The organism is Streptomyces sp. MAR4 CNX-425, from assembly GCF_048656465.1.
Classification (GTDB): Bacteria; Actinomycetota; Actinomycetes; order Streptomycetales; family Streptomycetaceae; genus Streptomyces.
Genome location: NZ_JBMDLF010000002.1, coordinates 310,035 through 335,346, shown reverse-complemented (window position 1 = coordinate 335,346; position 25,312 = coordinate 310,035). Strand labels below are relative to the sequence as shown.

The window sequence follows — 25,312 nt, the reverse complement described above, 5'->3', positions numbered from 1 at the left end:
GGCGCAGCGAGCGGACATGGACTGGATGCTCCGGGATCTGGCCGAGAGCGTCCCCGAGACCCGGCACGTCGTGGTCCTGTCCTCCGACGGGCTGCGGATGGCACAGCACGGCACCGAGCCGGACACCGCCGACCGGCTCGCGGCCGCCTGTGCCGGGCTGCAGAGCCTGGCGAAGTCGATCGCCAGCGTGTTCCCGGACAGCAACGGCAAGATGCGGATGCTGGTCATCGAGGTCAGCGGCGGCTTCTTCTATCTCATGGCCGCGGGGGCCGGAGCGTATCTGGCGGTCGCGGCCGACGAAGGGGTCGACGCCGGCCTCATGGGCCAGCGCATGCGGGATCTCGTCGCACGCATCGGGGCACACCTGACAAGCCCACCGCGGAGCGACGGACAGGCCATATGAAAGAAGCGGACCCGGAGTGGCACGACGACGGTCCCGAACGGCTCTACGTCATCACCGGAGGGCGCAGCGGCACCGCCGCCCAGGAGGCACTCGACCTGGTCACCCTCGTCATCTCGCGGGCGCGGCCGACGCCCGGGACACAACCCGAGCGCGCGGCCATCGTCCGGCTGTGCCGCGCGCCGCTGTCCGTCGCCGAGCTGTCCGCCTATCTGCGCCTGCCCTTCAGCGCGGTGGCGGTGCTCGTGGCGGACCTGATGGCGGAGGGCGCGGTCGAGACCCGTTCCTCCGTGCCACCCGTGGCAGACCTGCGACTCCTCGAGGAAGTAATGGATGGACTCGAACAGCTTTGACGCCGTCGTGGGTCCGCGCAGCGAGGACCTGCTGCCGGCCTCGGCGACGACGTCGGTCAAGGTCGTGGTCGTCGGCGGATTCGGCGTCGGGAAGACGACCATGGTCGGCGCGGTGAGCGAGATCGAGCCGATGACGACCGAGGAGACGATGACCCGGGCCGGCGAGGGCGTGGACCACCTCGCCGGCGTGCCGGACAAGAGCGAGACGACCGTCGCCATGGACTTCGGCCGGATCAGCCTCAACGAGCGGCTGGTGCTCTACCTGTTCGGCGCGCCCGGCCAGCAGCGCTTCTGGTTCCTGTGGCAGGGGCTCTTCGAGGGCGCGCTCGGCGCCGTGGTGCTGGTCGACACCCGCCGGCTCGAAGCCTGCTTCGACGTGCTCGGCCGGCTGGAGGAGGGCGCCGTGCCCTTCCTCGTCGCGGTCAACCGCTTCCCGGACGCGCCCCACCACACCGTCGACGAGATACGCGCCGCGCTGGACCTGCCGGCGCACGTACCGCTCATCACCTGCGACGCGCGCGACCGTGACTCCTCCCGCGGCGTCCTCAAGTCCCTGGTGCGCTTCCTGCACTCCATCGCCCTGACCACGGAGGCGTCGTGACCACCGATTCCGGCCCCGTACCGCCCACAGAGCCACCCGACCCGGCCGCCGAACCGGCCGCCGGGCCCGCCGGTGACGGCGCCCCCGCGGCCCCGCCGCCGGGCTGTCCCGCGCACGCCGGCGGCGCGGGCGGCCCGGCCCGCATGCACGGCGCCGAGGCGTCCTCGAACCCGTACGGCCTCTACGAGCGGCTGCGCGCCGAGCACGGCGCGGTCGCCCCCGTCCTCGTCCACGGCGACCTGCCCGCCTGGCTGGTCCTCGGCTACCGCGAGCTGCTCGACGTCACCCGCAACCCCACCCGCTTCTCCCGCGACTCGCGCAACTGGCGCTTTCTGCGGGACGGCCAGGTCGGGCCCGACAACCCGCTGCTGCCGCTGGTGACCTGGGTGCCGATGTGCTCGTTCGTGGACGGCTCCGAGCACCGCCGGCTGCGCTCCGCGGTCACCGACAGCATGAAGCGCTTCGACCGGCACGGCATCCGGCGCCATGTCACCCGCTTCTCCGGCCAGCTCGTCGACGAGTTCGCCCCGACCGGCCGGGCGGACCTGGTGGGGCAGTTCGCGGAGCACCTGCCGATGCTGGTGATGACGAAGGCCCTGGGCATGGCCGAGTCGTACGGCCCGCAGCTGGTCGAGGCGGCCCGGGACATGGTCAAGGGCTCCGAGACCGCGATCGCGAGCAACGACCACATCGTGGGGACGCTGCGGGAGCTGGTGGCGCGCAAGCAGGCCGACCCCGGGCACGACTTCGCGTCCTGGCTGATCGCGCACGAGTCCGGGCTCGGCGACGACGAGCTGGTGGAGCACCTGCGGCTGGTGCTGATCGCCGCCTACTCCACCACCGCCAACCTGATCGCGAACACGCTGCGCATGGTGCTCACCGACACCCGCTTCCGCGGCAACCTGGCCGGCGGCCACATGACGCTGCCGGACGCGCTGGAGCAGGTGCTGTGGGACGAGCCGCCGTTCACCGCCGTCTACGGGCGGTACGCCACCGGGGACACCGAGCTGGCCGGCCAGCAGATCAAGGCCGGGGACCTGCTCATCCTCAGCCTGGCCGCGGGCAACCTCGACCCCGGGATCCGCCCCGACCTCGCCGTCCCGGTGCACGGCAACCGCTCGCACCTGGCGTTCAGCGGTGGCCCGCACGAGTGCCCCGGGCAGGACATCGGCCGGGCCATCGCCGACACCGGGATCGACACCCTGCTGGCGCGGCTGCCGGACCTGAGCCTGGCGGTGCCGGAGGAGGAGCTGAAGCACCGCACGTCGCTGCTCTCCCGCGAGCTGGTGGAGCTGCCCGTGGCGTTCACCCCGGTCACCCCGGAGAGCCGGGCGGCCGCCGAGCCGGCGGCGGTGGTCGTGTCGGGGCCGTCGGTGCCCGCGAACGGCGTACGGGCGAAGCCGGCCGCCGAGGAGCGGGTGCCCGCCGCGGTGGCGAGCGCGTCCGCGGCCGGTCCGGCCGCCGGGGGCGGCGCGCCGGCGCACCCGGACCCGGCCCCGCATCCGCAGCGGGCCAACGGCCTCCCGGCGGGGCCGCGTGCGGAGGCCGGCGGGCGGCGGCGGGCGTCGCTGTGGCGGACGCTGGTCGCGTGGTGGCGCGGGTACTGAGCCGCCGTCAGACGAGGTGCGGCTCTATGTAGGCGGGCGCGACTCCGGCCCTCGTGGTGGCCACCTCCCGGTAGCGCGGCGACCAGCGGTGCCATTCGAGGCTGCCGGCGATCCAGTGGCCGAGGTCGGCGAGTGACTCCTCGACCACCGCCCACCCGCCGGGGCCCAGGCCGAACAGCGGCCGCATGGCGCGTACGTCCCGGCAGGCGGCGGTGAAGTCCTCGGTACGCGCCGCCACCCGGGCCGCCGCCTCGTCCAGCGCGTCCTGCCAGCCGCCGCCGTTCAGGCGCCGCAGCACGGCGGCGAGGTGGTCGTGGTCGCCGCGGGCGATCTCCTTGCGCACCGAGTAGATGTCGTTGGTCCAGGAGATGACGTCGTTCGCGGCGTCGCGGACGGCCCGGTACGCGTCGCTGGCGGCGACCGCGGGCGGGAGCTCGGTGGAGTTCGCGGGCTCGATCAGGTCGAAGCTCATCTCGCAGCCGGAGTTGAGCCGCCGGCGGCGCTGGAAGTCGGCGAGCGACTGGCGGGCGATCCGGGCCGGTTCGGTGTGCGGGAGGATCGTGAAGGCGAGGAAGTCGCGGTAGTGCGCGGCGAACCGTGCCCGCCAGGCGTGCGAGAGGGGCTTGGCCGTACGTTCCCACAGGTCGGCGAGCGCGGCGGCGAGCGGGCCGGCGGGGGCCGGCGCGTCGAGGTCGGGGTCGAGCTGGGCGCACAGCTCGGCGGCGGTGCGCAGCCGCTGGGCGGTGGTGCGGGCGACGTGCCCCTCGTCCAGCTGGTCGTCCACGATCCAGTTGTACAGCTGCCACTCGGCGACCAGCTCCACCCGGTCGGCGCGGGGGTAGACGGCGGCGGCGAACCGGCCGAAGCCGGCGCGGTGGAAGTGGGCGGTGGCCAGGCCGTCGCGGATGAGGTCGGCGTGCCGCGCCCAGGCGATGATGTGATCGTCCAGACCGGCCGCCTCCGGGTGCAGCAGGGCCGGAATCCGGCACGAGATAGACGGAAAATGGACCTCCTGGGGAGTCGTTTCGTCAAAACTTGCGCGACTCCTGTTCTTCTTGAGTGTCATGTTCTGTCTCCTCGTGGCCAGGAATCGACAGTGACGGGCCGTATCTGCCCGTGCACTCGTCGGCGGCAACCTTTCCGCCGCTTCTTTGGCTATACCTACGACGGAAAGCGCCGAGCGATATGAGACACGGCGCCCCGCGCCCGACCGCACCCGCTGTTGCTCTTCCGTTCGCTCGTGTTCGCCGCAGAGGTGCCCAACCGTGCCCGCCCGCCCCTATGTTGGTGCGGCCCCCCACGCGTCACTCAGGACCGCCAGGCACCGCTCACTGGGAGGCCCCTTGTCTCGTTTCACCAGCACCCCCGGTTTCAGCCGCCGCAGGTTCCTCGCGCTCGCGTCCGGGGTGTCCCTGGCCGGCGCGCTGCCGGTCGCCGCCCTGTCCGCCGCCCCCGCGTGGGCCGACCCCCGCTTCCGCGGCGACCCGTTCGCCCTCGGCGTCGCCTCCGGCGACCCGGCGCCGGACGGGGTCGTGCTGTGGACCCGGCTCGCGCCCGAGCCGCTGGCGGCGGACGGCCGGGGCGGGATGCCCGGGTTCAAGGTGCCGGTGCTCTGGCAGATCGCCGAGGACCCGCGGTTCCGGCGGGTCCGGCGCGCCGGGGTCGAACTGGCCGTACCGGAGCTGGGCCACTCCGTCCACGCCGAGGTGCGCGGGCTGCGGCCCGACCGGGAGTACTGGTACCGCTTCCGCGTCGGCCGGCACGTGAGCGCCGTGGGGCGGACCAGGACCGCGCCCGCCGCCGACGCCGCGATCGACTCGATGGCCTTCGCGTTCATCAGCTGCCAGAACTACCCCGACGGCCACTTCACCGCGCTGCGCCATCTCGCCGGGGAGGACCTCGACGTCGTCGTCCACCTCGGCGACTACATCTACGAGGGCAGCGCCCAGGGCACCGCCGGGCGCGGCCACCTGCCCGCCCACGAGATCCACTCGCTCGCCGACTACCGGGTGCGCTACGGCCAGTACAAGCAGGACCCGGACCTCCAGGCCGCGCACGCCGCCCACCCGTGGATCGTCGTGCTCGACGACCACGAGGTCGACAACAACTGGGCGGACGGCCTCGACGGCCACGACGTCGGCGGCCCCGCGTTCGAGGCCCGGCGCACGGCCGCCCTCCAGGCGTACTACGAGAACCTGCCGCTGCGCCGCTCCTCCCTGCCCCAGGGGCCGCGCATACAGCTCTACCGCCGGCTGCCCTACGGCACCCTCGCCCAGTTCCACGTCGTCGACACCCGCCAGTTCCGCGACAACCAGGCGTGCGGCGACGGCCGGCAGATCGGCTGCGACGAGCGGCTCGACCCGGAGCGCTCCATGCTCGGCGCCGAGCAGGAGGCCTGGCTGCTCGACGGGCTCGCCCGGTCGCGCACCACCTGGGACGTGATGGCCAACCAGATCATGACCATGCAGGGCGACTCCGCCGCGGGGATCGAGCAGGCGTTCGGCATGGACACCTGGGACGGCTACGCCGCCGCGCGGCAGCGGATCTTCGACGGCGTCGAGCGGCGCGGCGTCGGCAACTTCGTCGTCGTCACCGGCGACGCCCACCGCAGCGTCGCCGCCGACCTCAAGCACGACTTCGACGACCCCGACTCGGCCACCGTCGGCGTCGAGTTCCTCGGCACCTCGGTCAGCTCCGGCGGCAACGGCTCGGACCAGGACGAGTGGGGCCGGGTCTGGCTGCAGGAGAACCCGCACATGAAGTTCCACAACGTCCAGCGCGGCTACGGCGTCTGCCAGGTGACCCGCGCGCACTGGCGCACCGACTACCGCGTCGTCCCGTACGTCGCCACCCCCGGCGCGCCCGTCCTCACCCGGGCCCGGATCCACGTGGCGGCGGGCACCCCCGGCATTCAGGAGGTGGAGCAGCCGGCCGCCGCACAGCCCTGAACCGCGGCCGCCGCGCCGGGGCGCCCGGAAACGCACGTGCGCCCCGGCGCGGCGGCGGGGCAGGGTGGGGCATGAGCTGGACGACGACGCACGACCTCGACGCCTTCACCGACGCCGCCGGCCCGTTCCTGCGCGCCGACGCCGCCCCGCACACCGTCCTGCTGACGGTGGCGGCCGCGCTCGCCGCCACCGGGCCCGACCGGTACGGCGAGGGGGAGCCGGAGTTCGGCTGGTGGCGGGATCCGGGCGGGCGGGTGGCCGGGGCGTACCTGGCCACGCCGCCCTTCCCGCCGCTGCTGTCCCGGATGCCGGCGGCCGCCGCCGCCGGGCTGGCCGGGCTGCGCGCCGCCGGCGGGCTGCCGACCCCCGGCGTCAACGGCGGGCGGGACGCGGCCGAGGCGTTCGCCGCCGCCTGGACCGAGCGCACCGGTACGGCCGCCGCCGTGGCCGAGCGGAACCGGCTCTACCGGCTGGCGGAGCTGGTGCCGCCCGACCCGGCGCCCGCCGGGCGGGCCCGGGTGGCGACGGCGGCGGACCGGGACCTGCTGACCGGCTGGACCCGGGAGTTCTCCGCCGAGTCCGGCAGCGGCTCCGGCGACCCGGCCCGCGCCGTCGACGACCGGCTCGCGTACGGCGGGGCGACGCTCTGGGAGGACGGCGGAAGGCCCGTGTCGTACGCCGGGGTCACCCGCACCGTCGCCGGCATGGTCCGCGTCGCCCCCGTCTACACCCCGCCGCCGCTGCGCCGCCGCGGCTACGCGGCCGCCGCCACCGCCGCCGTGAGCCGCGCGGCGCTGGCCGCCGGCGCCGCCGACGTGCTGCTCTTCACCGACCTCGCCAACCCCACCGCCAACGCGCTGTACCGGCGGCTCGGCTACGTACCCGTGGAGGACCACCTCGTGCTCTCCTTCGGCGGCTGATCTGGTGCCGGGCGCCCCGGCGGGAGAGGCTGGAGCCGGGACGTCCCGCACCCGAACGACCGCGAGGAAGGCGAGCCGCATGCACTCCGACACCCTTGAGGCCGCGGACGGCACCCCCGTGGCCACGTACACCTGGCTGCCCGGCGGCGGCCGGCCGCGGGCGCTGGTGCAGATCGTGCACGGCGCCGCGGAGCACGCCCTGCGCTACGACCGGTTCGCCCGCCTGCTGACCGCCCGCGGCTACGGCGTCGTCGCCTCCGACCACCGCGGCCACGGCGCCACCGCCGCCGCCACCGGCGGCTACGGCGTCACCGGCACCGGCGACGCGGACCCCTGGCGCGCCGTCGTCGGCGACCTCACCGCCGTCGGCGACCGGCTGCGCGCGGACCACCCAGGGCTGCCCTTCGTCCTCCTCGGCCACAGCATGGGCTCGATGCTTGCCCGCGACTACGCCCAGGAGCACGGCGAGGGGCTGGCCGGCCTGGTCCTGACCGGCATCCTGCGCAGCCTGCCCGGCGTGGAGACCGAGACCGCGGTGCGCCGGCTGGCGGAGGAGGCCGCCGGGCGGGGGCGGGGCGGCCTCTCGGACTTCGTCCCGGAGATCTTCGCGTCGTTCAACGACCCGTACGAGCACCGCACCGGCTTCGAGTGGCTCTCCCGCGACGCCGCCGAGGTCGACGCCTACGTCGCCGACGAGCGCTGCGGCTTCCCCTTCGACGTCGCGCTGTCGCTGGGCTGGGTGCTCGGCACCCGGAAGATCAACGATCCGTACCACGTGGCGCGCATCCCGGCCGACCTCCCGGTCCACCTCGCCGTCGGCGACCGCGACCCGTGCAACCAGGGCCTCACGCACGTCGCCGAGCTGCTGGAGGACTTCCGCTACGCCGGGCTGCGGGAGCCGACCTGGCGCGCGTACCCCGGGGCCCGCCATGAGATCCTCAACGAGACGAACCGCGACGAGGTCCAGGCCGACCTGCTCGACTGGCTCGACAAGCACGTGTGACCGACGGGGGAGCACCGATGACCCTCACCGCCGAGGACGTACGCAAGACCGCCCTGGCGCTGCCGCAGACCGCGGAGAAGCTGGCGTGGGGCATGCCCACGTTCCGGGTGAAGGGCAAGATGTTCCTCACCCTGCCGGAGGACGAGACGTCCTTCGCGGTGCGCTGCCCCAAGGTGGAGCGGGACGAACTGGCGCTGGCGGAGCCGGAGAAGTTCTGGATCGCCGACCACGAGGCGTCGTTCGCCTGGGTGCGGGTCCGGATCGCGGCCCTGGACGACCGCGACGAGCTGCGGATCATCGTCGCCGACTCCTGGCGCCAGGCGGCCCCGCCCCGGCTGCTGGCGGAGCACCCGGAGCTGGCCGGGGAGTCCTGAGGCGCCGGCGCCCGCGCGCCGGGCCGTGGCGCGTCAGGCCGCGGCCGGCGTCCCCGTGAACGCCGCGATCCGCTCGCGCAGCGACGCCGCGTCGAGCCCGTGGGCGCGCACGTGCTCGGGCACGGTGCCGTAGCGCCGCAGCTCGCGCCGGCCGGTGCCCAGCCCCAGCACCCGGTGCGGCACGTCGGCCAGCGCGTCGTTCGCGTACGCCGTGGAGGTGCCGGCGAGGTACGGCTCGACCAGGACGACGTCCGCGGCGCGCCCCGCGCCGGCCGCGGCCCGCAGCGCGGCGCCGTCGAAGGGGCGCACGGTCGTGGCGTACAGCACCGTCACGTCCAGGCCCTCGGTCGCCGCCAGCACCTCGTCCAGCATCGGGCCGACCGCCACGACCACACCCGCGCGGCCCTCGCGCACCGTCAGGAACCCCGGTCCGGCGACGGGCCGGCCCTCGGCGTTCGACTGCCCCGACAGCCGCACGTACACCTTGTCGTCGCCCGCGCCGACCGCGCGCCGCAGCAGCGTCCCCGCCTCGTCCGGGTGGCCCGGCACGTACACCGTCCAGCCGTCGAGGGTGTCGAGGAGCGCCACGTCGCCGGGCGACATGTGCGTGTAGCCGCCGGCCGGCCAGTCGTACGAGCCGTAGGCGCTCACCAGCACCGCGCCCGCGTCCTGATGGCCGAGGTCGAGCTTGACCTGCTCGAAGGGGCGCTCCACGAGGAAGCTGGCGAACGTGTGCAGCACCGGCCGCATTCCGGCCAGGGCGAGTCCGCCGCCGGTGCCGACGAGCAGCTGCTCGCGGATGCCGACGTTGATCACCCGGTCCGGGTGCCGCCGGGCCGCGGCGGCGAAGCCGTCGGTGCCGATCTCGGCGAGTACGACGGCCACCCGGGGGTCCTCGTCGAGCAGCCGGGAGGTGACGGAGGCGAAGCGCTCGCGCATCGTGTCCATGGTCGGGGGTCCTTTCCGGGCGGAGGGCGGGTCAGCCGTACGCGGGCTCGACGCGGGCGACGACGGCGTGCGGCCGCCCGGGGTGCGGGGCGGTGAAGGCGGCGTGGAGCGCCTCGTGGTCGCGGCCGTCGACGGTGACGGTGGACCAGCCGGCGGCCGCGAAGCGGGCGGCGATGCCGCCGGGGAGCGCGTGGGTGGCGGAGGCGTTGTCGACGACGACGGTGTGCAGGTTGTCCACCCCGGCGGCGCCGGCGAAGGCGAGGGCCTCGTGGTTGCTGCCCTCGTCCAGCTCGGCGTCGCCGACGAGCACCCACACCCGCGGGTCCCGGTCCGGCCGGCCGTACAGCCCCCGGGCGCGCAGCCCGAGCGCGGTGCCGACGGCCAGCGGCAGGCCGTGGCCGAGGGAGCCGCTGCCGATCTCGACGCCGGGCAGCAGGGTGCGGTCGGGGTGGTGGCCGAGCGGCGAGTCGTACGAGCCGAAGCCGGGCAGCAGGTCGGCGGGCAGGAACCCCTTGGCGGTGAGGACGGCGTAGTACGCCATGGGGCCGTGGCCCTTGGACAGCAGGAACCGGTCGCGGCCGTCCGCCTCCGCGGTCTCGGGGGTCACCCGCAGCACCCGGTCGTAGAGGACCCACAGGGCGTCGAGGGTGGAGGTGGCGGCGGGGCCGTGCTTCTCGTCGCCGGTCATCAGGGCCATGAGCCGCGGGAGGTCGTCGTAGCCCGCGGTGGGCTGCGGTAGCACGGTGTTCTTCGTCATGTCCCCACCGTGCAACTTGAAGGAAGGTTCAAGTCAAGCGCCGCCGGGCGGGCGGGTTCAGGGGGTCCGGCGCAGCCGCACCAGCGCGTCGATCGCGTCCTTCGGCGGCCCCGCTTCCTGCGCCACCGGCCGGCGCACCCGCTCCGCGCGCACCCGCTCCAGCCGCGCGCCGGGCGGCCCGGGCGACTCGGACGGCCCGGGCGGTTCCGCCAGGTCCGCCAGCACGTCCTCCGCGGTGAACAGCACCTCCGCGTCCCGCGGCCCGCCGGTGCCCCCGGTGAGGTTCGCCGTGTCGTGCCCGACGACCAGCAGCTCCCCGCCGGGCGCCAGCGCCGCCGCCGCGCGCCGCAGCACCCGGCGCCGCGCGGCCGCGGGCAGGTGCAGATACGCCACGACCACCAGCTCGTACGCGGCCCGCTCCGGCACGTACTCCAGCAGGTCGGCCCGTACCCACCGGATCCGCCCCGCGGTGTCCGCCGCCGCCCGCGCCGCCAGCCGCCGCCCCCGGTCCAGCGCGACCCCGGAGAAGTCCACGGCGGTCACCCGCCAGCCGCGGCCCGCGAGCCAGAGCGCGTTGCGCCCCTCGCCCGCGGCCAGGTCCAGGGCCCGGCCGGGCGTGATCTCCGCCACCTCCCGGGCCACCCAGCGGTTCGGCGCACCGCCCCAAACCAGGTCGACCGCGGCGTAGCGTTCGTCCCAGGCACGGCTGTCCATAAACCTGATCGCTCCCCGTTGCGTCTAACGAGTAGGAGATCACGTTCTCACAGCTGGGCGGAGGATCCGAGATGACCAGTCACCAACCCCTGCGGCCCGCGACCGCGCTTGTGCCCGTGTGCCCGCGCTGCGGTCGCGTCCGCTGCATCTGCCCGCCCATGGCGGCCGCCTGAGCGGCCGCCATGGGCTCGCCCCACCGGGGTTCAGGGATGCTTGCGCTGGTGCCCGAAGCGCATGCCGTCCAGTTTGAATCCGTGCACGGCGGGGTCGACCCGGCGCTGCGGCGCGCGGCGCTCTCCGGCCGCCTCGATCACGGGCTCCGGCTCGCCGGCCGCGGTGATCCGCGCCAGCAGCCGGGCGCGCAACCCGTCGGCGAGCGCGCGGTGGGAGGCGAGCCCGACAAGGTTGTCGAGCTCGTACGGGTCGTGGGCCAGGTCGTACAGCGCCGTCTCGACGTACCTGCTGCCGGAGCGGGTGCGCCAGCCGTCGGCCTCCGGGTCGACGACGTAGTACTTCCACCGTGAGGTGCGCAGCGCCCGTCCGCACTCGGACTCGCTGACCTGGACGAAGACGTCCTCCGGCCAGTCGGCACCCGGGTCGCGGACCAGCGGCAGGAAGGAGCGTCCGTGCATCTCCTCCGGGACGTCGAGCCCCGCGGCGTCCAGGAGGGTCGGCGGCAGGTCCAGGGTGCTGACGGGGGAGTCGAGCACCCGGCCGCCGTCGAAGCCGGGGCCGCGCAGGGCCAGCGGCACCCGGATCGAACCGTCGTGGCAGGAGCGCTTGTACTCGGAGTTGCGGGTACGGAAGTGGCTGCCGTGATCGGAGGTGAACGCCACGATCGTGTCGTCGAGCAGGTCCATGCTGCGCAGCGCGTCCAGCAGCCGGTCCAGGCCCTCGTCGACGCGCCGGATCTGGCCCAGGTAGCCGGCGATGTGCCGGTGCGCCGTGCCGCCTTCGGCGGACAGCGCGGCCAGGTCCGGCGGCAGCCAGCGGCCGGTGTAGCGCTCCTCGTAGCCGTCGGGGGCGGGGTAGTCGTCGACCTCGTTCTGGTGGTGCGGCTCGATGAGGGACAGGAAGAGGAAGAACGGCTCGTCGTGGTGGTCGGCGGCGAACCGGATCGCCGCGTCGAACAGCGCGTCGGAGCGGTAGCCGGGCAGCCGCACCGGGTCGCCGTCCTCGTCGTACACCACCGTGCGGTACGCGTCGGAGGTGAACTCCAGCACGTTGGACGCCAGCCAGTGCCGGTAGCCGCCGCGGTCCTCCGGCGGCACAGGGTCCTCCTCGGCCAGGTGCCACTTGCCGATGTACCCGGTGGTGTAGCCCGCGTCGCCGAAGTGGTGCGCGAGCGTACGGGCGTCGCGCGGCAGCGGGATGCCGTTGCGGAAGCAGCCGGTGTCCGTGGGCCACCGGCCCGTCTGCAGCGCCGCCCGGGCGGGCGCGCAGACGGGCTGCGGGGTGACCGCCGTGCGCGCGTACGTGCCCGAGCGGGCCATCCGGTCGAACGCGGGCGTGAGGTCGAGCGGGTTGCCGCCCGCGCCCGTCGTGTCCCAGCGCTGCTGATCGGTGAACACGACGATGACATGGGGACGCCGGTCGGGCATCGGGGTCCTTTCCAGGTCGGTGGGACCAGCGGTCATTTCAGGCCGGTCAGGGTGATGCCGCGGACGAAGTAGCGCTGGCTGAAGATCAGCAGCAGGGCCGTCGGCACGAACATGATGACCGAACCGGCGGCGGTCAGGTGCCACAGCTGGAACTGCTCCTGGCTGAACTGGGTGAGCCCCACCGGGATGGTGCGCATCTTCTCCGACGTCGTCGCCACCAGCGGCCACAGGAACTCGTTCCACTGGAAGACGAACGTGAACAGGCCCAGCACGGCCAGCGCCGGCTTGCACTGCGGCAGGACGATCCGCCAGTAGATGGTGAACTCGTTCGCCCCGTCGACCCGGGCGGCGTGGATGAGGTCGTCCGGGATCGGCTGGATGAACTGCCGCATGAGGAAGATGCCGAAGCCGTCCATCAGGAACGGCACGATGAGCGCCTGGTAGCTGTCCAGCCAGCCGAGGTCCGACATCATCACGTACAGCGGGATCATCCGGACGAAGAGCGGGATCATCAGGGTGGCGAGGATCGCGATGAACAGCGTGTTCTTGAACGGGAAGTCGAACTTGGCGAACACGTAGCCCACCAGCGGGTCGAAGATCAGGTGGGAGACCGCGATCGCGCCCGCCACCACCAGGCTGTTGATGATGAAGCTGCCGAACGGCGCCTCCTCGAACAGCGTGCTGTAGTTGCCCCACTGCGGCGAGTCCGGCCAGAGCACCGACTCCGCGGACAGCATCTCCGCCTCGGTCTGCAACGACAGCGAGACCATGTAGACCAGCGGCACGACGGTGATCAGGCTGGCGATGGTGAGCAGCAGATAGGCGATCGCCTTGGAGGCCCTGGCGCTCATCAGTACTGCACCTCCCGCTTGCGGCCGATGCGCAGTTGCAGCAGCGTGAACCCCACGATGACCAGGAGCAGGAGCACCGACAGCGCGGACGCGTAGCCGAAGTCGCGGGAGCGGAACGCCAGCTCGTAGACATGGAAGACAAACAGGTCGGACGCCTCCCCGGGGCCGCCGCGGGTGATGATGTACGCCTGCCCGAACGCCTGCAACCCGGTGATCACCGCCATCACGGAGACGAACAGGGTGGTCGGGGTGAGCAGCGGCACCGTGATCCGCCGGAACTGCTGCCAGCGGTTGGCGCCGTCGACCCTGGCCGCCTCGTAGTACACGTCGGGGATCCCTTGCAGTCCGGCCAGGAAGAGAATCATCGTGTGGCCCGTGGTCATCCACAGCGTGACCGCGACGATGGTGGCCACCGGATGAGTGTTCAGCCACTCCTGGGTGGGCAGCCCGAGGTCCGACAGGATCCGGTTGAGGATGCCGAGCTGGGGGTCGAGGATGTTGCGCCACATGAGCCCCACCACGGCGATCGAGGTGAGGTACGGCACCAGCAGCGCGAGCTTGAACGCCAGGCTGCCGCGCAGCCGCTGGTTGATGAGCACCGCCAGGCCCATGCCGAGCACGATGGCGCCGACCGTCGTGCCGACGGCGAACTGGAGGGTGACCTTGAAGGCGTTGCGCGCCTGCGGGTCCTGGAAGGCGTTGGTGTAGTTGTCCAGGCCGGTGAACTCGTCGGTCCGCTGGCCCGTCAGCATGCTGGTGTTGAGGATGTCGGCGATCGGATAGTAGAAGAAGATTCCGAAGAAGATGAGCGCCGGCGCCAGGAACAGATACGCGGTCCGCGCCTGGCGCCGGGCGATCGGTGAGCGCTTCGTGCGCTTCGTGCGCTTCGTGAGCCGCACCGGCTCCGCGCGCTTGGTGAGTTCCGCCGATGATGCCATGGGTGCTTAGCCCTTGAGGATGTTCTTGGCCGCGTCGTCGTACGTGGCGAACGCCTCCTCGGCGTCGGTCCCCTCGATCAGCATGGTCTCGTAGAGCGTCTTGTAGATGTCCTCCAGCTCGCCCGCCTTGCCGGTGGTGTAGATGCCGGTGCGGAACTCCTCGGCGTACGGCAGCCCCGTGGTGAAGGGCTTGACGTCCGGGTTCTCCAGCACCGCCGACTGCTCGGCCCAGGACTTGCGCGGCATCAGCATGCTGGACTGCTCGGTCGCCGCCGTCTCCGTCTTCAGCGCGGTCATCCGCTTGATGAAGTCCCACGACAGGTCGGGGCGCCTGGCCTTCTGCGGGATGAACAGCGTGGTGCCGCCCGCGATCGTCGCCTGCCGCCTGCCGGTGAGCGCCGGCGCGATCCCGTAGTCCAGGTCGGGGTTGGACTCCTTGATGATCGGGATGTCCCAGGGGCCGGTGAAGATCATGGCGGCGCGCTCGGCGGCGAAGAACTTCGCCGCCCGGGTCACGTCGAGCGCGGTCGTCGGCTTGGGGGAGACCTGGTGCTCGTGCACCAGGTCCCGCTGGAACTGCATCGCCTCCATGGCGGCGGCGCGCGGCTGAAGCAGCCGGCCGCTGTCCGGGTCGTACTCGTGCACGCCGTTCTGGAGCATCCACGGGTAGGAGTAGCTGAGCCCGTCGTTGAGCACGGTGCCGGTGACGTCGCCGCTGGTCAGCTCCTGGGCCGCGGCGAGGAAGTCGTCCCAGGTGGTGGGGGGCTCGATGCCGGCGTCCGCGAGCATCCGGCGGTTGTAGAACAGCAGCGTGCAGGTGTAGTGCAGCTGGATGCCGTACACCTGGCCCTCGTGGGTGTTCTCGGTGACGGCGGCCTCCAGCCAGTCGTCCGGGAAGCCGATCTTCGCGCCGTCCTTGTCGATGTACTTCTGGAGCGGCAGCGCGTCCCCGCTGAGCGCGAACTCCTGCACCCAGTTCCCCGGCTCCTCCACCACGTCCGGGACGTTCCCGGACTGGAAGTCGGAGACGAGCTTGGTGCGCAGGTCCTCCCACTGGAACTTCTGCATCTCCACGGTGACCCCGTGGTCCTTCTCGAACTGGGCGACGACGTCTTTGTAGGCGTCGTACTCGTGCGCGTTGTTCCAGTAGGCGAGGAACGTGCCGCCCCCGCCGTCGCCTCCGGAGTCGGCCTCGGGCGCGCCCGAGCCACAGGCTGCCAGGGGGACCGCCGCGGCGACACCGCCGGCGACGCCCAGCATCCTGCGCCGGGTCATCCACTGACCGTTGCTGGCTGGCCTTGCTGACATGCGGGTGCTCCTCTCGCCGTGCATGGGGTTGGTCACGCGCTCGTCGGTCACGCGCTCGTTCACGTCGACTCCCTGGGTATGAAGGACCAGGGCAGGACGATCTCGCGGGCGGCCGGCGGATCCGCGGCGGCCAGCCGTTCGAACAGCAGCCGGGCGACGCGGCCGAAGTCGACCTGCAACTGCCCCACCGTGCTCAGCCGCGGGCGGATCACCGAGCCCTCCTGAAGGTTCCCGACGCCGAGGACCGCCACGTCGTCCGGCACCGTGCGGCCGGTGTCGCGGACCGCCCATATCGCGCTGATGGCCGCCCGGTCGGACGCCACGAACAGCGCGTCCGGCGGGTCCGCGAGGGCCATCAGCCGGGTGGTGGCGCGGTAGCCCTCGACCCGGCTGTCGGCGCCGGCGCGGACGAACCGCTCCTCCGGCCGCAGGCCGTGCCGGCGCAGCGCGTCCCGGTACGCCGTCAGCCGCGCGGAGCGGTCGCCCAGCTCCAGGTCGTGCCGGTGGCCGAGGAAGGCGACGCGCCGGCGGCCCGCGGCCAGCAGGTGGTCCAGCGCCGCGCCGCACGCCTCGTACTCGGGGGTGCGGACGACGTCGAAGCCGTCGGGCGCCACGGAGTTGTCGACGACGACCATCGCCAGCCGGCCGCGGGCCAGCTCGCCGAGGTCGCCGAAGTGGCGCGCGGAGTCGAAGAAGACGGCGCCGTCGGCGAGCCCCTGGCGGAGCAGCCGGGCGGCGTGCGCGGCGTGCGCGGGGGAGTCCACGATGAGCGTGAGGACGCCGTAGCCGTCGTCCTCGGCCGCCGCGTGCAGATCGCGCACCAGCTGCTCCTGCACGGGGCTGCCCAGCGAGCCGATCACCAGGCAGACCCGCTCGGTGCGGCGCTTGCGCAGCCCGCGCGCGGAGCTGTTGGGCGCATAGCCGAGGTCGCGCACCGCGGCCAGCACCCGCTCCCGGGTCTCCGCGCCGATCCGGTTGTCCCGCCCGTTGACCACGTAGCTCACCGTCGCGACGGACACCCCGGCGAGGGCGGCGACGTCGCGGACCGTGGGACGCGTCTTCTTCGGCATGATGATACGTTTAACCACCCGGGGTGCGGCAGGGTCAAGCCCCGTCACATGAAGTCTCGTGACGAATCATCAAGTCGCAGGTCAGCGCGGTGCGCCTATGGGCTAGATGCGCACCCCGTGCGCGCGCAGATAGCGCAACGGGTCGATGTCGGACCCGTAGCCCGGCCCGGTGCGGACCTCGAAGTGCAGATGCGGACCGGTGGAGTTCCCGGTGGATCCGGAGCGGCCGATGCGCTGTCCGGCGTTGACCGGCCGGCCGGCGCTCACGGTGATCGCGGACAGGTGCGCGTACTGGCTGTAGCGGCCGTCGCGGTGCCGGATCACCACCTCGTAGCCGTACGCGCCCGCCCAGCCGGCGCTGACGACCTCGCCGTCGGCGACGGAGCGGACCCCGGTGCCGACGGAGACGGGGAAGTCGACGCCGGTGTGGTAGCCGCTGGACCAGCTGCTGCCGCGGACGCCGTACGCGGTGCCGATGCCGGCGCCGGCGAGCGGGGAGGTGTAGTCGGGGGAGCCCTGGGGCTCGGCCCGCGGTTTCGGCTTGGGCTCGGCCTTGGGCTTCGCATCCGCCTGCGGCGCGGCGGCGCGCCTCTTCGTGTCCGGCTTCGTGCGCTCCGGTTTCGTGCGCTCCGGCTTCGCCTTGCGGGGCTTGGGCTTCTCGCGCTGCTGCGTGCCGGCCCCGGCCCTGTCGGTCGTCTTGTCCCCGGCCCCGTCCTGCTCGGGCTCCGCCTCGCCGCCGGCGGGCCTCCCCGTGCCGGCGGGGGAGTCCTCCCGGGGCCGGGGCGGGGCCGCGGCGCCGCCGCGGAGGGTGAGGCGCTGACCGGGGAGGATGAGGTCGGGGTCGGAGCCGACGACGCCGCGGTTGCGCTCGTACAGGGCGGGCCAGCCGCCGCGTACGCGGTGCTGGTCGGCGATGCCGGAGAGGGTCTCGCCGGCGGCGACCTCGTGGTGGCCGGGCTTCTTGTCCACGGTGCCGGCGCGGCCGCCCTGCGGCGCGGCGCCGTCGCCGTCCTCGGCGGCCTCCGCGGCGGCGCGGCCGGATAACCCGCCCTCGGGCGGGGCGGCCCGGCCGTCCTGCGCCCGGCCCTTCGCCGGGCTGTGCACGGCGTCCGCGGGCGCGCTCGCGGCCGGTGCGGCGGCGCCGGCGACCAGCGGCAGGGCGAGCCCCGCGCCGCTCGCGGTGACGGTGAGGGAGGCCCGCGACACCGGGCCGGGGCGGTGGCGGCGGTGCCGCCCGCGCCCTGTGCGCTCTGACATGACTGAGTCACTTTCCGTGCGCCGAGACCTGAGCGAACGATAGAAGTGCCTCCGCCGATGGACAAGAGGGCGTCCCCCCGCCCCGGATGGCGTAGCCCGGCAAGACTTTAGACAAAGTCTAATGTAGGATGGGATCCACTGAGCACGGAGCAAGGAGGCGCCCACACATGACCACGATCCTCGACAAGAAGGCCCTGGAAGTCACCGGCGAGGCGCTGCAGGGTGCGCTGGTCGACCTGCTGGACCTGTCCCTGCAGGCGAAGCAGGCGCACTGGAACCTGACCGGGCCCCTCTTCCGCGAGCTGCACCTCCAGCTCGACGAGGTGGTGGAGCTGGCCCGCGGGCACGCCGACACCGTCGCCGAGCGGGCCGCGGCCCTGGGCGTGAGCCCGGACGGGCGGGCGAAGACCGTCGCCGCCGGCAGCCCGCTGCCCGACGTCGGCCCCGGGAAGATCTCCGACCAGAAGGTGATCGACGACGTCACCGACATCCTGGAGAAGGCGTCCGCGCGCATGCGCCAGCGGGTCGCGGACACCGACGACACCGACCTGATCACCCAGGACCTGCTGATCACCGCGACGCAGGACCTGGAGAAGCAGGCCTGGTTCCTGCGCTCGCACCGCATCAGCTGACCGCGGGCCCCCAGCCGGCCGCGGATCCGTCCCCCGTCGGGTCCGCGGCCCGTCCCGCCTCAGTCCCGCCCGGCCGGCCGCACCACCGCCGCCGCGCCCCCGCCGCGGCGCTCCGGCTCCGCGGCCGCGACCCAGCGCCCGTCCGGCAGCCGCTCCACGCCGGTCGCCGCGCCGATCTCGCCGCCGTCGGCGAACCGGTGCCCCAGCGCCGTCAGTTCCGCGCTCGCCGGCAGGCCGAGGAACCCCGGCTCCGCCACCGTCGAGGCGGTGTTGCGCTGGCTCGCCCGCGGCGCCGCGATGGCCTCCGGCAGGCTCAGCCCGCGGTCCAGCCGCCCGGTCACCACCTGCAACACGGTGGTGATGATGGTCGAGCCGCCCGGCGACCCCGCCGCCAGCAGCGGCTCGCCGTCGTCGAGGACGATCGTGGGCGACATCGACGACCGGGGCCGCTTGCCCGGCCCCGGCAGGTTCGGGTCCGGCACGCCCGGCACGGACGGGGTGAAGGAGAAGTCCGTCAGCTCGTTGTTGAGCAGGAAGCCGCGGCCGGGCACGGTGATGCCGCTGCCGCCGGTCTGCTCGATCGTGAGGGTGTACGAGACGACGTTGCCCCACTTGTCCGCGGTCGTCAGGTGCGTGGTGCTCGGCCCCTCGTACGACGTGCCCGCCGGCGCCCGCTCCGCCGTGCAGCCGGCGTCCGGGTCGCGCGGGTCGCCCGGGGCGAGCGGGCTGGTCAGCACGGCGTCGGGGGAGATGAGGCAGGCGCGGGAGTCCGCGTACGACTGGGAGAGCAGCTCCCGCGTCGGCACCTTCGAGAAGCGCGGGTCGCCCACCCAGCGGCCGCGGTCCGCGAAGGAGATGCGGGACGCCTCCAGGAAGCGGTGGAGGTACTGGGCCTGCGACAGCTCGCCGAGGTCGGTGCCCTCCAGGATGTTCAGCGCCTCCCCGACCGTGGTGCCGCCCGACGACGACGGGGCCATGCCGTAGACGTCGAGCCCGCGGTAGCCGACGTGCGCCGGCTTCTGCCGGGCGACGCGGTACCCGCGCAGGTCGGTCCGGCGCAGGTCCCCGGCGCGTACGACCCGGTCGGCGGCCGGGTCGACGGGCGGGCGGCGCACGGTGGCGGAGACGTCCGCGCCCAGCTCTCCCCGGTACAGCGCCCGGGTGCCCTCGTCGGCGAGCAGCTCGTAGGTGCGGGCCAGGTCGGGGTTGCGCAGCGTGCTGCCCACCTCGGGCAGGTCGCCGCCGGGCAGGAACAGCTCCCGGGTGGCGGGGAAGTCGCGGAAGCGGTCCTCGTTGGCCGCGGTCTGCGCGCGGAACGTCTCGTCGACCGTGAAGCCGCCGGCCGCCAGCCGGGTCGCGGGCGCCAGCGCCTCGCCGAGCGAGGAGGTGCCCCACCGCCGCAGCGCCTGCTCCCAGGTCGCGGCCGTACCGGGCACGCCGACGGACAGCCCGCTGGTCACCGCCTGGTCGAACGGGATGGCCTCGCCGTCCTCGACGAACAGGTCCTCGCCGGCGGTGCGGGGCGCCGTCTCGCGGCCGTCGAGGGTGCTGACGCGGCCGCTCCTCGCGTCGTAGTGGACGAAGTAGCCGCCGCCCCCGATGCCCGAGGAGTACGGCTCGGTGACCCCGAGCGCCGCGGCGGTGGCGACGGCGGCGTCGACCGCGTTGCCGCCGTCGCGCAGCACCTCGACGCCCACGGCGGTGGCGTCGGGGTCGACGCTGGCCACGGCGCCGCCGTAGCCGGTCGCCACCGGGGACTTCGGCGGCGCGGGCGCGTCCGGCCGGGCGGCCGTCGGCGGGGCGGCGGCCACGGCGGTGGCGAGAACCGCGGTCAGGGCGAGGGGGACGGTGGGGCGCAACCGCATTTACTGCCTCCCGGACGGGTGGGCGTCACGACCCGGCCCATTGTCGTGACCGCGACGGGTGCCGTCACCGGGGCGTGCCGGTCCTTCCCGGCCCGGTCCCCCCGGCGGGCGGATCCCTTGGACGGATCGTCTAGACTTGGACGCTATGACTCATCTGGTGGACGAGCGCTCCGGCCGTACGTACCCGTACGACGCCCTCCGCTGGCGCGCCGACGACGGCGCCCCGCTCCAGGTCGCCGGCGTGCCCGGGATCGGCAGGGACGACATCGAGACCGGCGAGCGCTCCCTGTGGCGCTACCGCGCCGCCCTCCCCTTCGGCATCGACGCGCCCGTCTCCCTCGGCGAGGGCCGCACCCCGCTGCTCGCCCGCCGCTGGAACGGCACCGACGTGCTCTTCAAACCGGAGTGGTTCGGCCCCACCGGCAGCTTCAAGGACCGCGGCGCCACCGTGATGATCTCCGCGCTCGCCCACCGCGGCGTCCGCGAGGTCGTCGAGGACAGCTCCGGCAACGGCGGCGCCGCCGTCTCCGCCTACTGCGCCGCCGCCGGCATCCGCGCCCGCATCCTCGCCCCCGAGGGCACCTCCCCGGCGAAGGTGCTGCAATCCCGCGCCTACGGCGCCGAGGTCGAGCTGGTGCCCGGCGGCCGCGACGCCACCGCCGCCGAGGCCGTGCGCCGGTCCGCCGGCGTCCCGTACGCCGGACACAACTGGCACCCGCTCTTCCTCCAGGGCACCAAGACCCTCGCCTACGAGCTGTGGGAGGACCTCGGCTTCGCCGCGCCCGACTGTGTCGTCACCGTCGCCGGCGCCGGCAGCTCCGTCCTCGGCCTCGACGCCGGCTTCGGCGAGCTCCTCGCCGCCGGGCAGATCCGCCGCCGCCCCCGGATCCTCGCCGCCCAGCCCGCCAACTGCGCCCCGATCCACGCGAGCTTCCGGGCCGGCGCCGACGGGCCCGTGCCCGTCGACTTCGCCCCGACCCTCGCCGAGGGCACCGCCATCCGCGAGCCCGTCCGGCTGCCGGAGGTGCTGCGCGCCGTGCGCCGCTCCGGCGGCGACATGGCGGCGATCGGCGAGGACGGCATCCGCGCCGCCGTCACCGGCCTCGCCGCCCTCGGGCTCTACGCCGAGCCGACCAGCGCCACCGCCGCCGCGGCCGTCGACGTCTTCCGCGCCCGCGGCGCGATCCGCCCCGGCGAGACCACGGCCGTGCTGCTCACCGGCACCGGGCTGAAGGCGGCGCCGGTCATGACCGGGCTGTTCGGGGGCGGCGCGTGAGCGCGGAGGACGAACTGCTGCTGCGCGAGGCCGAGAAGATCGTCACCGCCCTGGGCCGGATGTTCCCCGGCGTCTGCGAGGTCGTCCTGCACGACCTGCGCGACCCGGGGCACGCGGTCCGTACGATCGAGAACCCGCTGTCCGGCCGCGCCCCCGGCGACCCCGCCACCGAACTCGGCCTCGCCCGCATCGAGGACCCCGGCTACCCCGAGGTCATCCAGAACTACCCGAACCGCTTCCCCGACGGCCGCCCCGCCAAGAGCACGTCGATCGGCATCCGGAACTCGGCCGGCACGTACGTCGCCGCCCTCTGCCTCAACCTCGACGTCTCCGTCCTCGACCGCACCGCCCGTACGCTCCGGGCCCTGACCGCCGTCGACGACCCCGGCCTGCCGCTGACCGAGACCCTCAGGGCGCGTACCGCGGACGAACTGCGCGCCGCGGTGGAGGAGTTCGCCGCCGCCCGCGGCCAGACGCCGCGGGCGCTGGGCTCCGCCGACCGCCGCGAGCTGGTCCGCGACCTGCGCGAGCGCGGGCTGCTGGAGGTCCGGAACGCGGTCCGGCAGCTCACCGGGCTGCTGGGCGTGTCGCGTGCGACGGTCTACAACTACCTGCGGTGAGGCGGGGGCCGAACGGGGCATGCCCGCGCCCCCGTTCGGCCCCGCCCCGGATGCGCACGGACCGGGGGCGGCCGAGGCTGACGGTGGAGGTGTGCCATGGCGCCCAGCCGGTTCGACGCGCCGCGGCCGCCACGGGCGGCCGCCCCCGTACCCTGTCCGGTGCCGCTCGTCGCCCGCCCGCCGAACGCCGACGGCGGCGTCGGCCGCCCGGACCAGCGCGGGGACGCCGGCGGCCGCGCCGTCCGCGTGGCCCGCGCCGAGGCGCCGCCGCCCGCGGCCCAAGCCGCCGCCCCGCCACCCGCCCCGATCCGAGGAGCCGCCCATGCTCACGACCGCCGGCACCGCCGCCGAACCGGACAGCCCGCCCCCGTACGGCGACGCCGCGCACGGGCCCGCGGTGACCGCGGCCGCGGTGGTGCAGGACCGCGCCGGCCGGGTGCTCGTCCTGGCGCCCGCCGAACCGGGCGCGGCGGCGCCCCTGCTCCCCGGCGCCGCCGTCTCCGGCCGCGAGACCCCCGAGGAGGCCATCGTCCGCGCGGTGGGCGACGCGCTCGGGGCCGAGGTCACGGCGGGCCGGCTCCTCGCCGTGGACTCCGTCCCGCCCGCCGGCGGCGCCCCCGCCGGACTCGTCCACCTCTACGCGGCCACCCTGCCGCCCGGCGCCCGCCCCGCCGCCCGCTGGCTGGACCGCGACGCCGCCCTCGCCGCGCTGCCCGCGCCCGCCGCCCGCCGGCTGGGCGCCGCGCTCGCCGCCTGGGACACCGGCGCCGTCGCCCACCTCGTCGGCGGCGAGCCGCAGCCCGGCTCCCCGGCCGGGCTCTCCGCCGCCCGCCGCGCCGAGTTGGAGCACGCCGCGGCGCTGGACCCCTCCTCGTACCTGGCCGTGCGCCCCCACGTGCTCGTCGGCGCGGGCGCGCTGGTGCGCGACGGCGCCGGCCGGGTGCTGGTCGTACGCGCCGGATACCGCGACGACGGCCGCTGGCAGCTGCCGGGCGGCGGCGTCGACTGCGACCTGGGCGAGACCCCGCGGCCGGCCGCCCGGCGGGAGCTGCGCGAGGAGACCGGGCTCGACCGGCCGCTGGGCCGCCTCCTCGCCGTCGACTTCGCGGTGCGCCGGCCCGCGCCCGCGCTCGTCCTCTACCTCTACGACGGCGGGGTGCTGGGCGCCGCCGACCTCGTCGGCGTCCGCGTCGACGGCACCGAGATCGTCGACTGGCGGCTGGCCGGCCCCGGCGAACTCGACGGCCTGCTCTCGCCGCGCGGCGCCGCCCTCGCGCGCGCCGGCCTCAGCGCGCTCGCGGAGGGCGCGGGCCCGCTCGACCTCGTCGCGGGCCGGCCGGCCTGAGCCGGGGGGCGGCCGCGTACCGGACGGGCCCGGGGACGTACCGCGGCCGCCGCGGACCTACGCGCTGGTAACGTCCGGTCATGAGCGGACACGTACGCACCGAGCGCACCGGCCCCGTCACCACCGTCGTCCTCGCCCGCCCCGAGGTCCGCAACGCCGTCGACGGCCCCACCGCCGCCGCACTCGCCGCCGCCTTCCGGGAATTCGACGCCGACCCCGGCGCCCGCGTCGCCGTGCTGTGGGGCGAGGGCGGCACGTTCTGCGCCGGCGCCGACCTCAAGGCGCTCGGCACGCCCGAGGGCAACCGCGTCGCGCCCGACGGCGACGGCCCGATGGGCCCCACCCGGATGCGGCTGACCAAGCCCGTCATCGCCGCCGTCGCCGGGCACGCCGTGGCCGGCGGGCTGGAGCTGGCGCTCTGGTGCGACCTGCGGGTCGCGGAGGAGGACGCGGTCTTCGGCGTCTTCTGCCGCCGCTGGGGCGTGCCGCTGATCGACGGCGGCACCGTCCGGCTGCCCCGGCTCATCGGCACCGGCCGCGCCCTCGACCTCATCCTCACCGGCCGCCCGGTCCCGGCGCCCGAGGCGCACGGGATGGGCCTCGCCGACCGCCTCGTGCCGCCCGGCCGGGCGCGCGCCGCGGCGGAGGAACTCGCCGCGGAGATCGCCCGGTTCCCGCAGACCTGCCTGCGCGCCGACCGCGCCTCGGTGCTGGGGCAGCACGGGCTGCCGGAGGCGGAGGCGCTGGCCGCCGAACTCCGCCACGGCTCCGCGGCGCTGGACGAGGCGCGGGCCGGCGCCGGGCGCTTCGCCGCGGGGGAGGGGCGGCACGGGGCGTTCTGACGACGGGCCGCGCCGGTGTCCCGCCGCCGCTCAGCCCGGGACCGGGAGCCTGAACGAGCCGCGCGGCGCGCCCCAGTGCCGGCCCGCCGCGAGGTGCGCCACGACCGCCCGCTCCAGCGTCGTACGCGCCGGCAGCGCGGCGACGTCCGCGGGCGTACGCACCAACCGCCGGAACACGAACTCCACGATGCCGCGGTCGGACACCGTCAGCCCGTGCTCGTCCGGCTCCGGCACGTGCGCCGCCTCGCCCGGGTCGAGCGTGAACCGGCGCTGGAAGCGCATGATGTTGCTCCCGTCCGGCAGGTACGCGCCGAGCTGCGGATCCAGCAGCCACGACGCGCAGTTCAGCCGCAGCTCGCCGCCCGCCGCGGCGGCGCCGAGGAACGTCCGGAAGCGGCGCGGGAAGAACTCCGCGGCCCGCCCGTACGACTCCTCGCACGCCTGCGGGTCCAGCGGGCCGTCCTCCGGGATGTGCACCTCCAGGCCGCGGCCGGCGTCCGGATCCCGGTCGAGGTTGAACTGCAGCCGGCCGAGCCGGTAGAGGATGCCGCTGTACGGCAGCGATATCCACCACTGCTTGCCCATGCCGCCGACGTCGTGCAGCCGCCGGTGGACGCCCACCTTGTTGCCCAGGTCGGCGAGCGTCGCCCAGGACACGTCGTCCGGCACATCGTGGCGCGCGTGGTACGCCCGCACCTCCGGCACGGCGGCGAGGAACACCCCGGCGTGGAACCAGCGCCCGGCCGCGCCCAGCGCCGCCGGCAGCGTCGGGCCGCTCCCCGGCCCGCCCCGGTCGACGCCGACCGACCCCAGGCCGGCGGCCAGCGCGGCGACGGCGCGGTCCAGCAGCCACCGGTACGGCGAGCCGTCGGCGGCCAGCTCCGCCAGCGCCGCGGCCAGCTCGGCGTCCTCGCGCTCGGGGACGCCGACGGCGCGCAGCAGCGCGGTCAGCTCCGCGCCCCGCGGCGGCGCGGCGGGCGGCGGCGCGGGGTGGGCGGCTTCGAGGGCGTCGGTCCACGCGGCGTACGTGCCGTCGAGGCCGAGCCGGTCACGGACGGCGGCGGCGGTCAGATCGGTCATGC

Annotated in this window: 25 protein-coding genes; 13 read left to right on the top strand and 12 right to left on the bottom strand. The window is 74.8% G+C overall.

The annotated features are described in order from the left end of the window. Window positions 1-16 precede the first annotated feature (16 nt). The 4 genes from ACHZ99_RS06775 (at window position 17) to ACHZ99_RS06760 (ending at window position 2,961) form a co-directional block, all read left to right on the top strand. Window positions 17-403, top strand: a complete 387-nt coding sequence (locus ACHZ99_RS06775; protein ID WP_018838691.1) for a roadblock/LC7 domain-containing protein — start codon at window positions 17-19, stop codon at window positions 401-403. Continuing rightward, window positions 400-753, top strand: a complete 354-nt coding sequence (locus tag ACHZ99_RS06770) for a DUF742 domain-containing protein (RefSeq protein WP_420303459.1) — start codon at window positions 400-402, stop codon at window positions 751-753. The genes ACHZ99_RS06775 and ACHZ99_RS06770 overlap by 4 nt, the downstream gene beginning before the upstream one ends. After that, on the top strand, window positions 734-1,354 hold the full coding sequence (locus ACHZ99_RS06765) for a GTP-binding protein (RefSeq protein ID WP_420303458.1): 621 nt from the start codon (window positions 734-736) through the stop codon (window positions 1,352-1,354). The genes ACHZ99_RS06770 and ACHZ99_RS06765 overlap by 20 nt, the downstream gene beginning before the upstream one ends. A 143-nt stretch (window positions 1,355-1,497) precedes the next feature. Continuing rightward, entirely contained in the window at window positions 1,498-2,961 is a 1,464-nt protein-coding gene (locus ACHZ99_RS06760) for a cytochrome P450 (protein WP_420304000.1), read from the top strand. Between the two features lie 7 nt (window positions 2,962-2,968). Here the strand turns inward: ACHZ99_RS06760 and ACHZ99_RS06755 are convergent, their stop codons facing one another. Then, window positions 2,969-4,027 carry a terpene synthase family protein gene (locus ACHZ99_RS06755; protein WP_420303457.1) on the bottom strand — a complete coding sequence of 353 codons (1,059 nt, stop codon included), beginning with the start codon at window positions 4,025-4,027 and terminating at the stop codon, window positions 2,969-2,971. 277 nt (window positions 4,028-4,304) lie between these two features. On the opposite strand from ACHZ99_RS06755, the gene ACHZ99_RS06750 reads away from it, so the two are divergent. From ACHZ99_RS06750 to ACHZ99_RS06735, 4 genes are all read left to right on the top strand, one after another. After that, entirely contained in the window at window positions 4,305-5,909 is a 1,605-nt protein-coding gene (locus ACHZ99_RS06750) for an alkaline phosphatase D family protein (RefSeq protein WP_420303456.1), read from the top strand. Window positions 5,910-5,980: 71 nt separating this feature from the next. After that, window positions 5,981-6,829: a GNAT family N-acetyltransferase gene (locus tag ACHZ99_RS06745; protein ID WP_420303455.1), complete on the top strand. Its 849-nt coding sequence runs from the start codon at window positions 5,981-5,983 to the stop codon at window positions 6,827-6,829. A 79-nt stretch (window positions 6,830-6,908) separates the two neighbouring features. Next, window positions 6,909-7,832 carry an alpha/beta fold hydrolase gene (locus ACHZ99_RS06740; RefSeq protein ID WP_420303454.1) on the top strand — a complete coding sequence of 308 codons (924 nt, stop codon included), beginning with the start codon at window positions 6,909-6,911 and terminating at the stop codon, window positions 7,830-7,832. Between the two features lie 17 nt (window positions 7,833-7,849). Continuing rightward, on the top strand, window positions 7,850-8,206 hold the full coding sequence (locus tag ACHZ99_RS06735; protein ID WP_420303453.1) for an MmcQ/YjbR family DNA-binding protein: 357 nt from the start codon (window positions 7,850-7,852) through the stop codon (window positions 8,204-8,206). Between the two features lie 33 nt (window positions 8,207-8,239). Here ACHZ99_RS06735 and ACHZ99_RS06730 read toward each other — a convergent pair whose 3' ends face one another. The 9 genes from ACHZ99_RS06730 to ACHZ99_RS06690 all read right to left on the bottom strand — a co-directional run bounded on the left by ACHZ99_RS06730 (window position 8,240) and on the right by ACHZ99_RS06690 (window position 17,599). Next, a complete protein-coding gene (locus tag ACHZ99_RS06730; protein ID WP_420303452.1) occupies window positions 8,240-9,154 on the bottom strand; it encodes a transketolase family protein in 915 nt (304 codons plus the stop codon). A gap of 31 nt (window positions 9,155-9,185) precedes the next feature. After that, complete coding sequence (locus ACHZ99_RS06725) at window positions 9,186-9,911, bottom strand: transketolase (protein ID WP_420303451.1); 726 nt, start codon at window positions 9,909-9,911, stop codon at window positions 9,186-9,188. A 57-nt stretch (window positions 9,912-9,968) separates the two neighbouring features. After that, window positions 9,969-10,625 carry a class I SAM-dependent methyltransferase gene (locus ACHZ99_RS06720; RefSeq protein ID WP_420303450.1) on the bottom strand — a complete coding sequence of 219 codons (657 nt, stop codon included), beginning with the start codon at window positions 10,623-10,625 and terminating at the stop codon, window positions 9,969-9,971. A gap of 203 nt (window positions 10,626-10,828) precedes the next feature. Then, window positions 10,829-12,226: a sulfatase-like hydrolase/transferase gene (locus tag ACHZ99_RS06715; protein ID WP_420303449.1), complete on the bottom strand. Its 1,398-nt coding sequence runs from the start codon at window positions 12,224-12,226 to the stop codon at window positions 10,829-10,831. Between the two features lie 32 nt (window positions 12,227-12,258). After that, window positions 12,259-13,077 carry a carbohydrate ABC transporter permease gene (locus tag ACHZ99_RS06710; RefSeq protein ID WP_420303448.1) on the bottom strand — a complete coding sequence of 273 codons (819 nt, stop codon included), beginning with the start codon at window positions 13,075-13,077 and terminating at the stop codon, window positions 12,259-12,261. Then, on the bottom strand, window positions 13,077-14,015 hold the full coding sequence (locus tag ACHZ99_RS06705; RefSeq protein ID WP_420303447.1) for a carbohydrate ABC transporter permease: 939 nt from the start codon (window positions 14,013-14,015) through the stop codon (window positions 13,077-13,079). The genes ACHZ99_RS06710 and ACHZ99_RS06705 overlap by 1 nt, the downstream gene beginning before the upstream one ends. A 6-nt stretch (window positions 14,016-14,021) precedes the next feature. Further along, window positions 14,022-15,323 carry an ABC transporter substrate-binding protein gene (locus ACHZ99_RS06700; RefSeq protein WP_420303446.1) on the bottom strand — a complete coding sequence of 434 codons (1,302 nt, stop codon included), beginning with the start codon at window positions 15,321-15,323 and terminating at the stop codon, window positions 14,022-14,024. A gap of 59 nt (window positions 15,324-15,382) precedes the next feature. After that, on the bottom strand, window positions 15,383-16,393 hold the full coding sequence (locus ACHZ99_RS06695) for a LacI family DNA-binding transcriptional regulator (RefSeq protein ID WP_420303445.1): 1,011 nt from the start codon (window positions 16,391-16,393) through the stop codon (window positions 15,383-15,385). A 102-nt stretch (window positions 16,394-16,495) separates the two neighbouring features. Beyond that, window positions 16,496-17,599: a M23 family metallopeptidase gene (locus ACHZ99_RS06690; protein WP_420303999.1), complete on the bottom strand. Its 1,104-nt coding sequence runs from the start codon at window positions 17,597-17,599 to the stop codon at window positions 16,496-16,498. Between the two features lie 218 nt (window positions 17,600-17,817). Here ACHZ99_RS06690 and ACHZ99_RS06685 point away from each other — a divergent pair, with 218 nt between their 5' ends. Then, complete coding sequence (locus tag ACHZ99_RS06685; protein WP_420303444.1) at window positions 17,818-18,282, top strand: Dps family protein; 465 nt, start codon at window positions 17,818-17,820, stop codon at window positions 18,280-18,282. A 59-nt stretch (window positions 18,283-18,341) separates the two neighbouring features. On the opposite strand, the gene ggt is transcribed toward ACHZ99_RS06685, so the two are convergent. Further along, a complete protein-coding gene (gene ggt / locus ACHZ99_RS06680; RefSeq protein WP_420303443.1) occupies window positions 18,342-20,147 on the bottom strand; it encodes a gamma-glutamyltransferase in 1,806 nt (601 codons plus the stop codon). A 145-nt stretch (window positions 20,148-20,292) separates the two neighbouring features. Between ggt and ACHZ99_RS06675 the strand changes: the two genes are divergently transcribed. From ACHZ99_RS06675 to ACHZ99_RS06660, 4 genes are all read left to right on the top strand, one after another. Further along, window positions 20,293-21,423 (top strand): threonine synthase, encoded by a 1,131-nt coding sequence (locus ACHZ99_RS06675; protein ID WP_420303442.1) that lies wholly within the window; start codon window positions 20,293-20,295, stop codon window positions 21,421-21,423. Next, a complete protein-coding gene (locus ACHZ99_RS06670) occupies window positions 21,420-22,043 on the top strand; it encodes a helix-turn-helix transcriptional regulator (RefSeq protein WP_420303441.1) in 624 nt (207 codons plus the stop codon). The genes ACHZ99_RS06675 and ACHZ99_RS06670 overlap by 4 nt, the downstream gene beginning before the upstream one ends. 322 nt (window positions 22,044-22,365) lie before the next feature. After that, entirely contained in the window at window positions 22,366-23,388 is a 1,023-nt protein-coding gene (locus ACHZ99_RS06665; RefSeq protein WP_420303440.1) for an NUDIX hydrolase, read from the top strand. Between the two features lie 80 nt (window positions 23,389-23,468). Further along, the gene (locus ACHZ99_RS06660) at window positions 23,469-24,230 is read left to right on the top strand and encodes a crotonase/enoyl-CoA hydratase family protein (RefSeq protein ID WP_420303439.1); all 762 of its coding nucleotides are present in this window, start codon (window positions 23,469-23,471) and stop codon (window positions 24,228-24,230) included. Between the two features lie 30 nt (window positions 24,231-24,260). Here the strand turns inward: ACHZ99_RS06660 and ACHZ99_RS06655 are convergent, their stop codons facing one another. After that, the gene (locus ACHZ99_RS06655; protein WP_420303438.1) at window positions 24,261-25,310 is read right to left on the bottom strand and encodes an acyltransferase domain-containing protein; all 1,050 of its coding nucleotides are present in this window, start codon (window positions 25,308-25,310) and stop codon (window positions 24,261-24,263) included. Window positions 25,311-25,312: the final 2 nt, after the last annotated feature.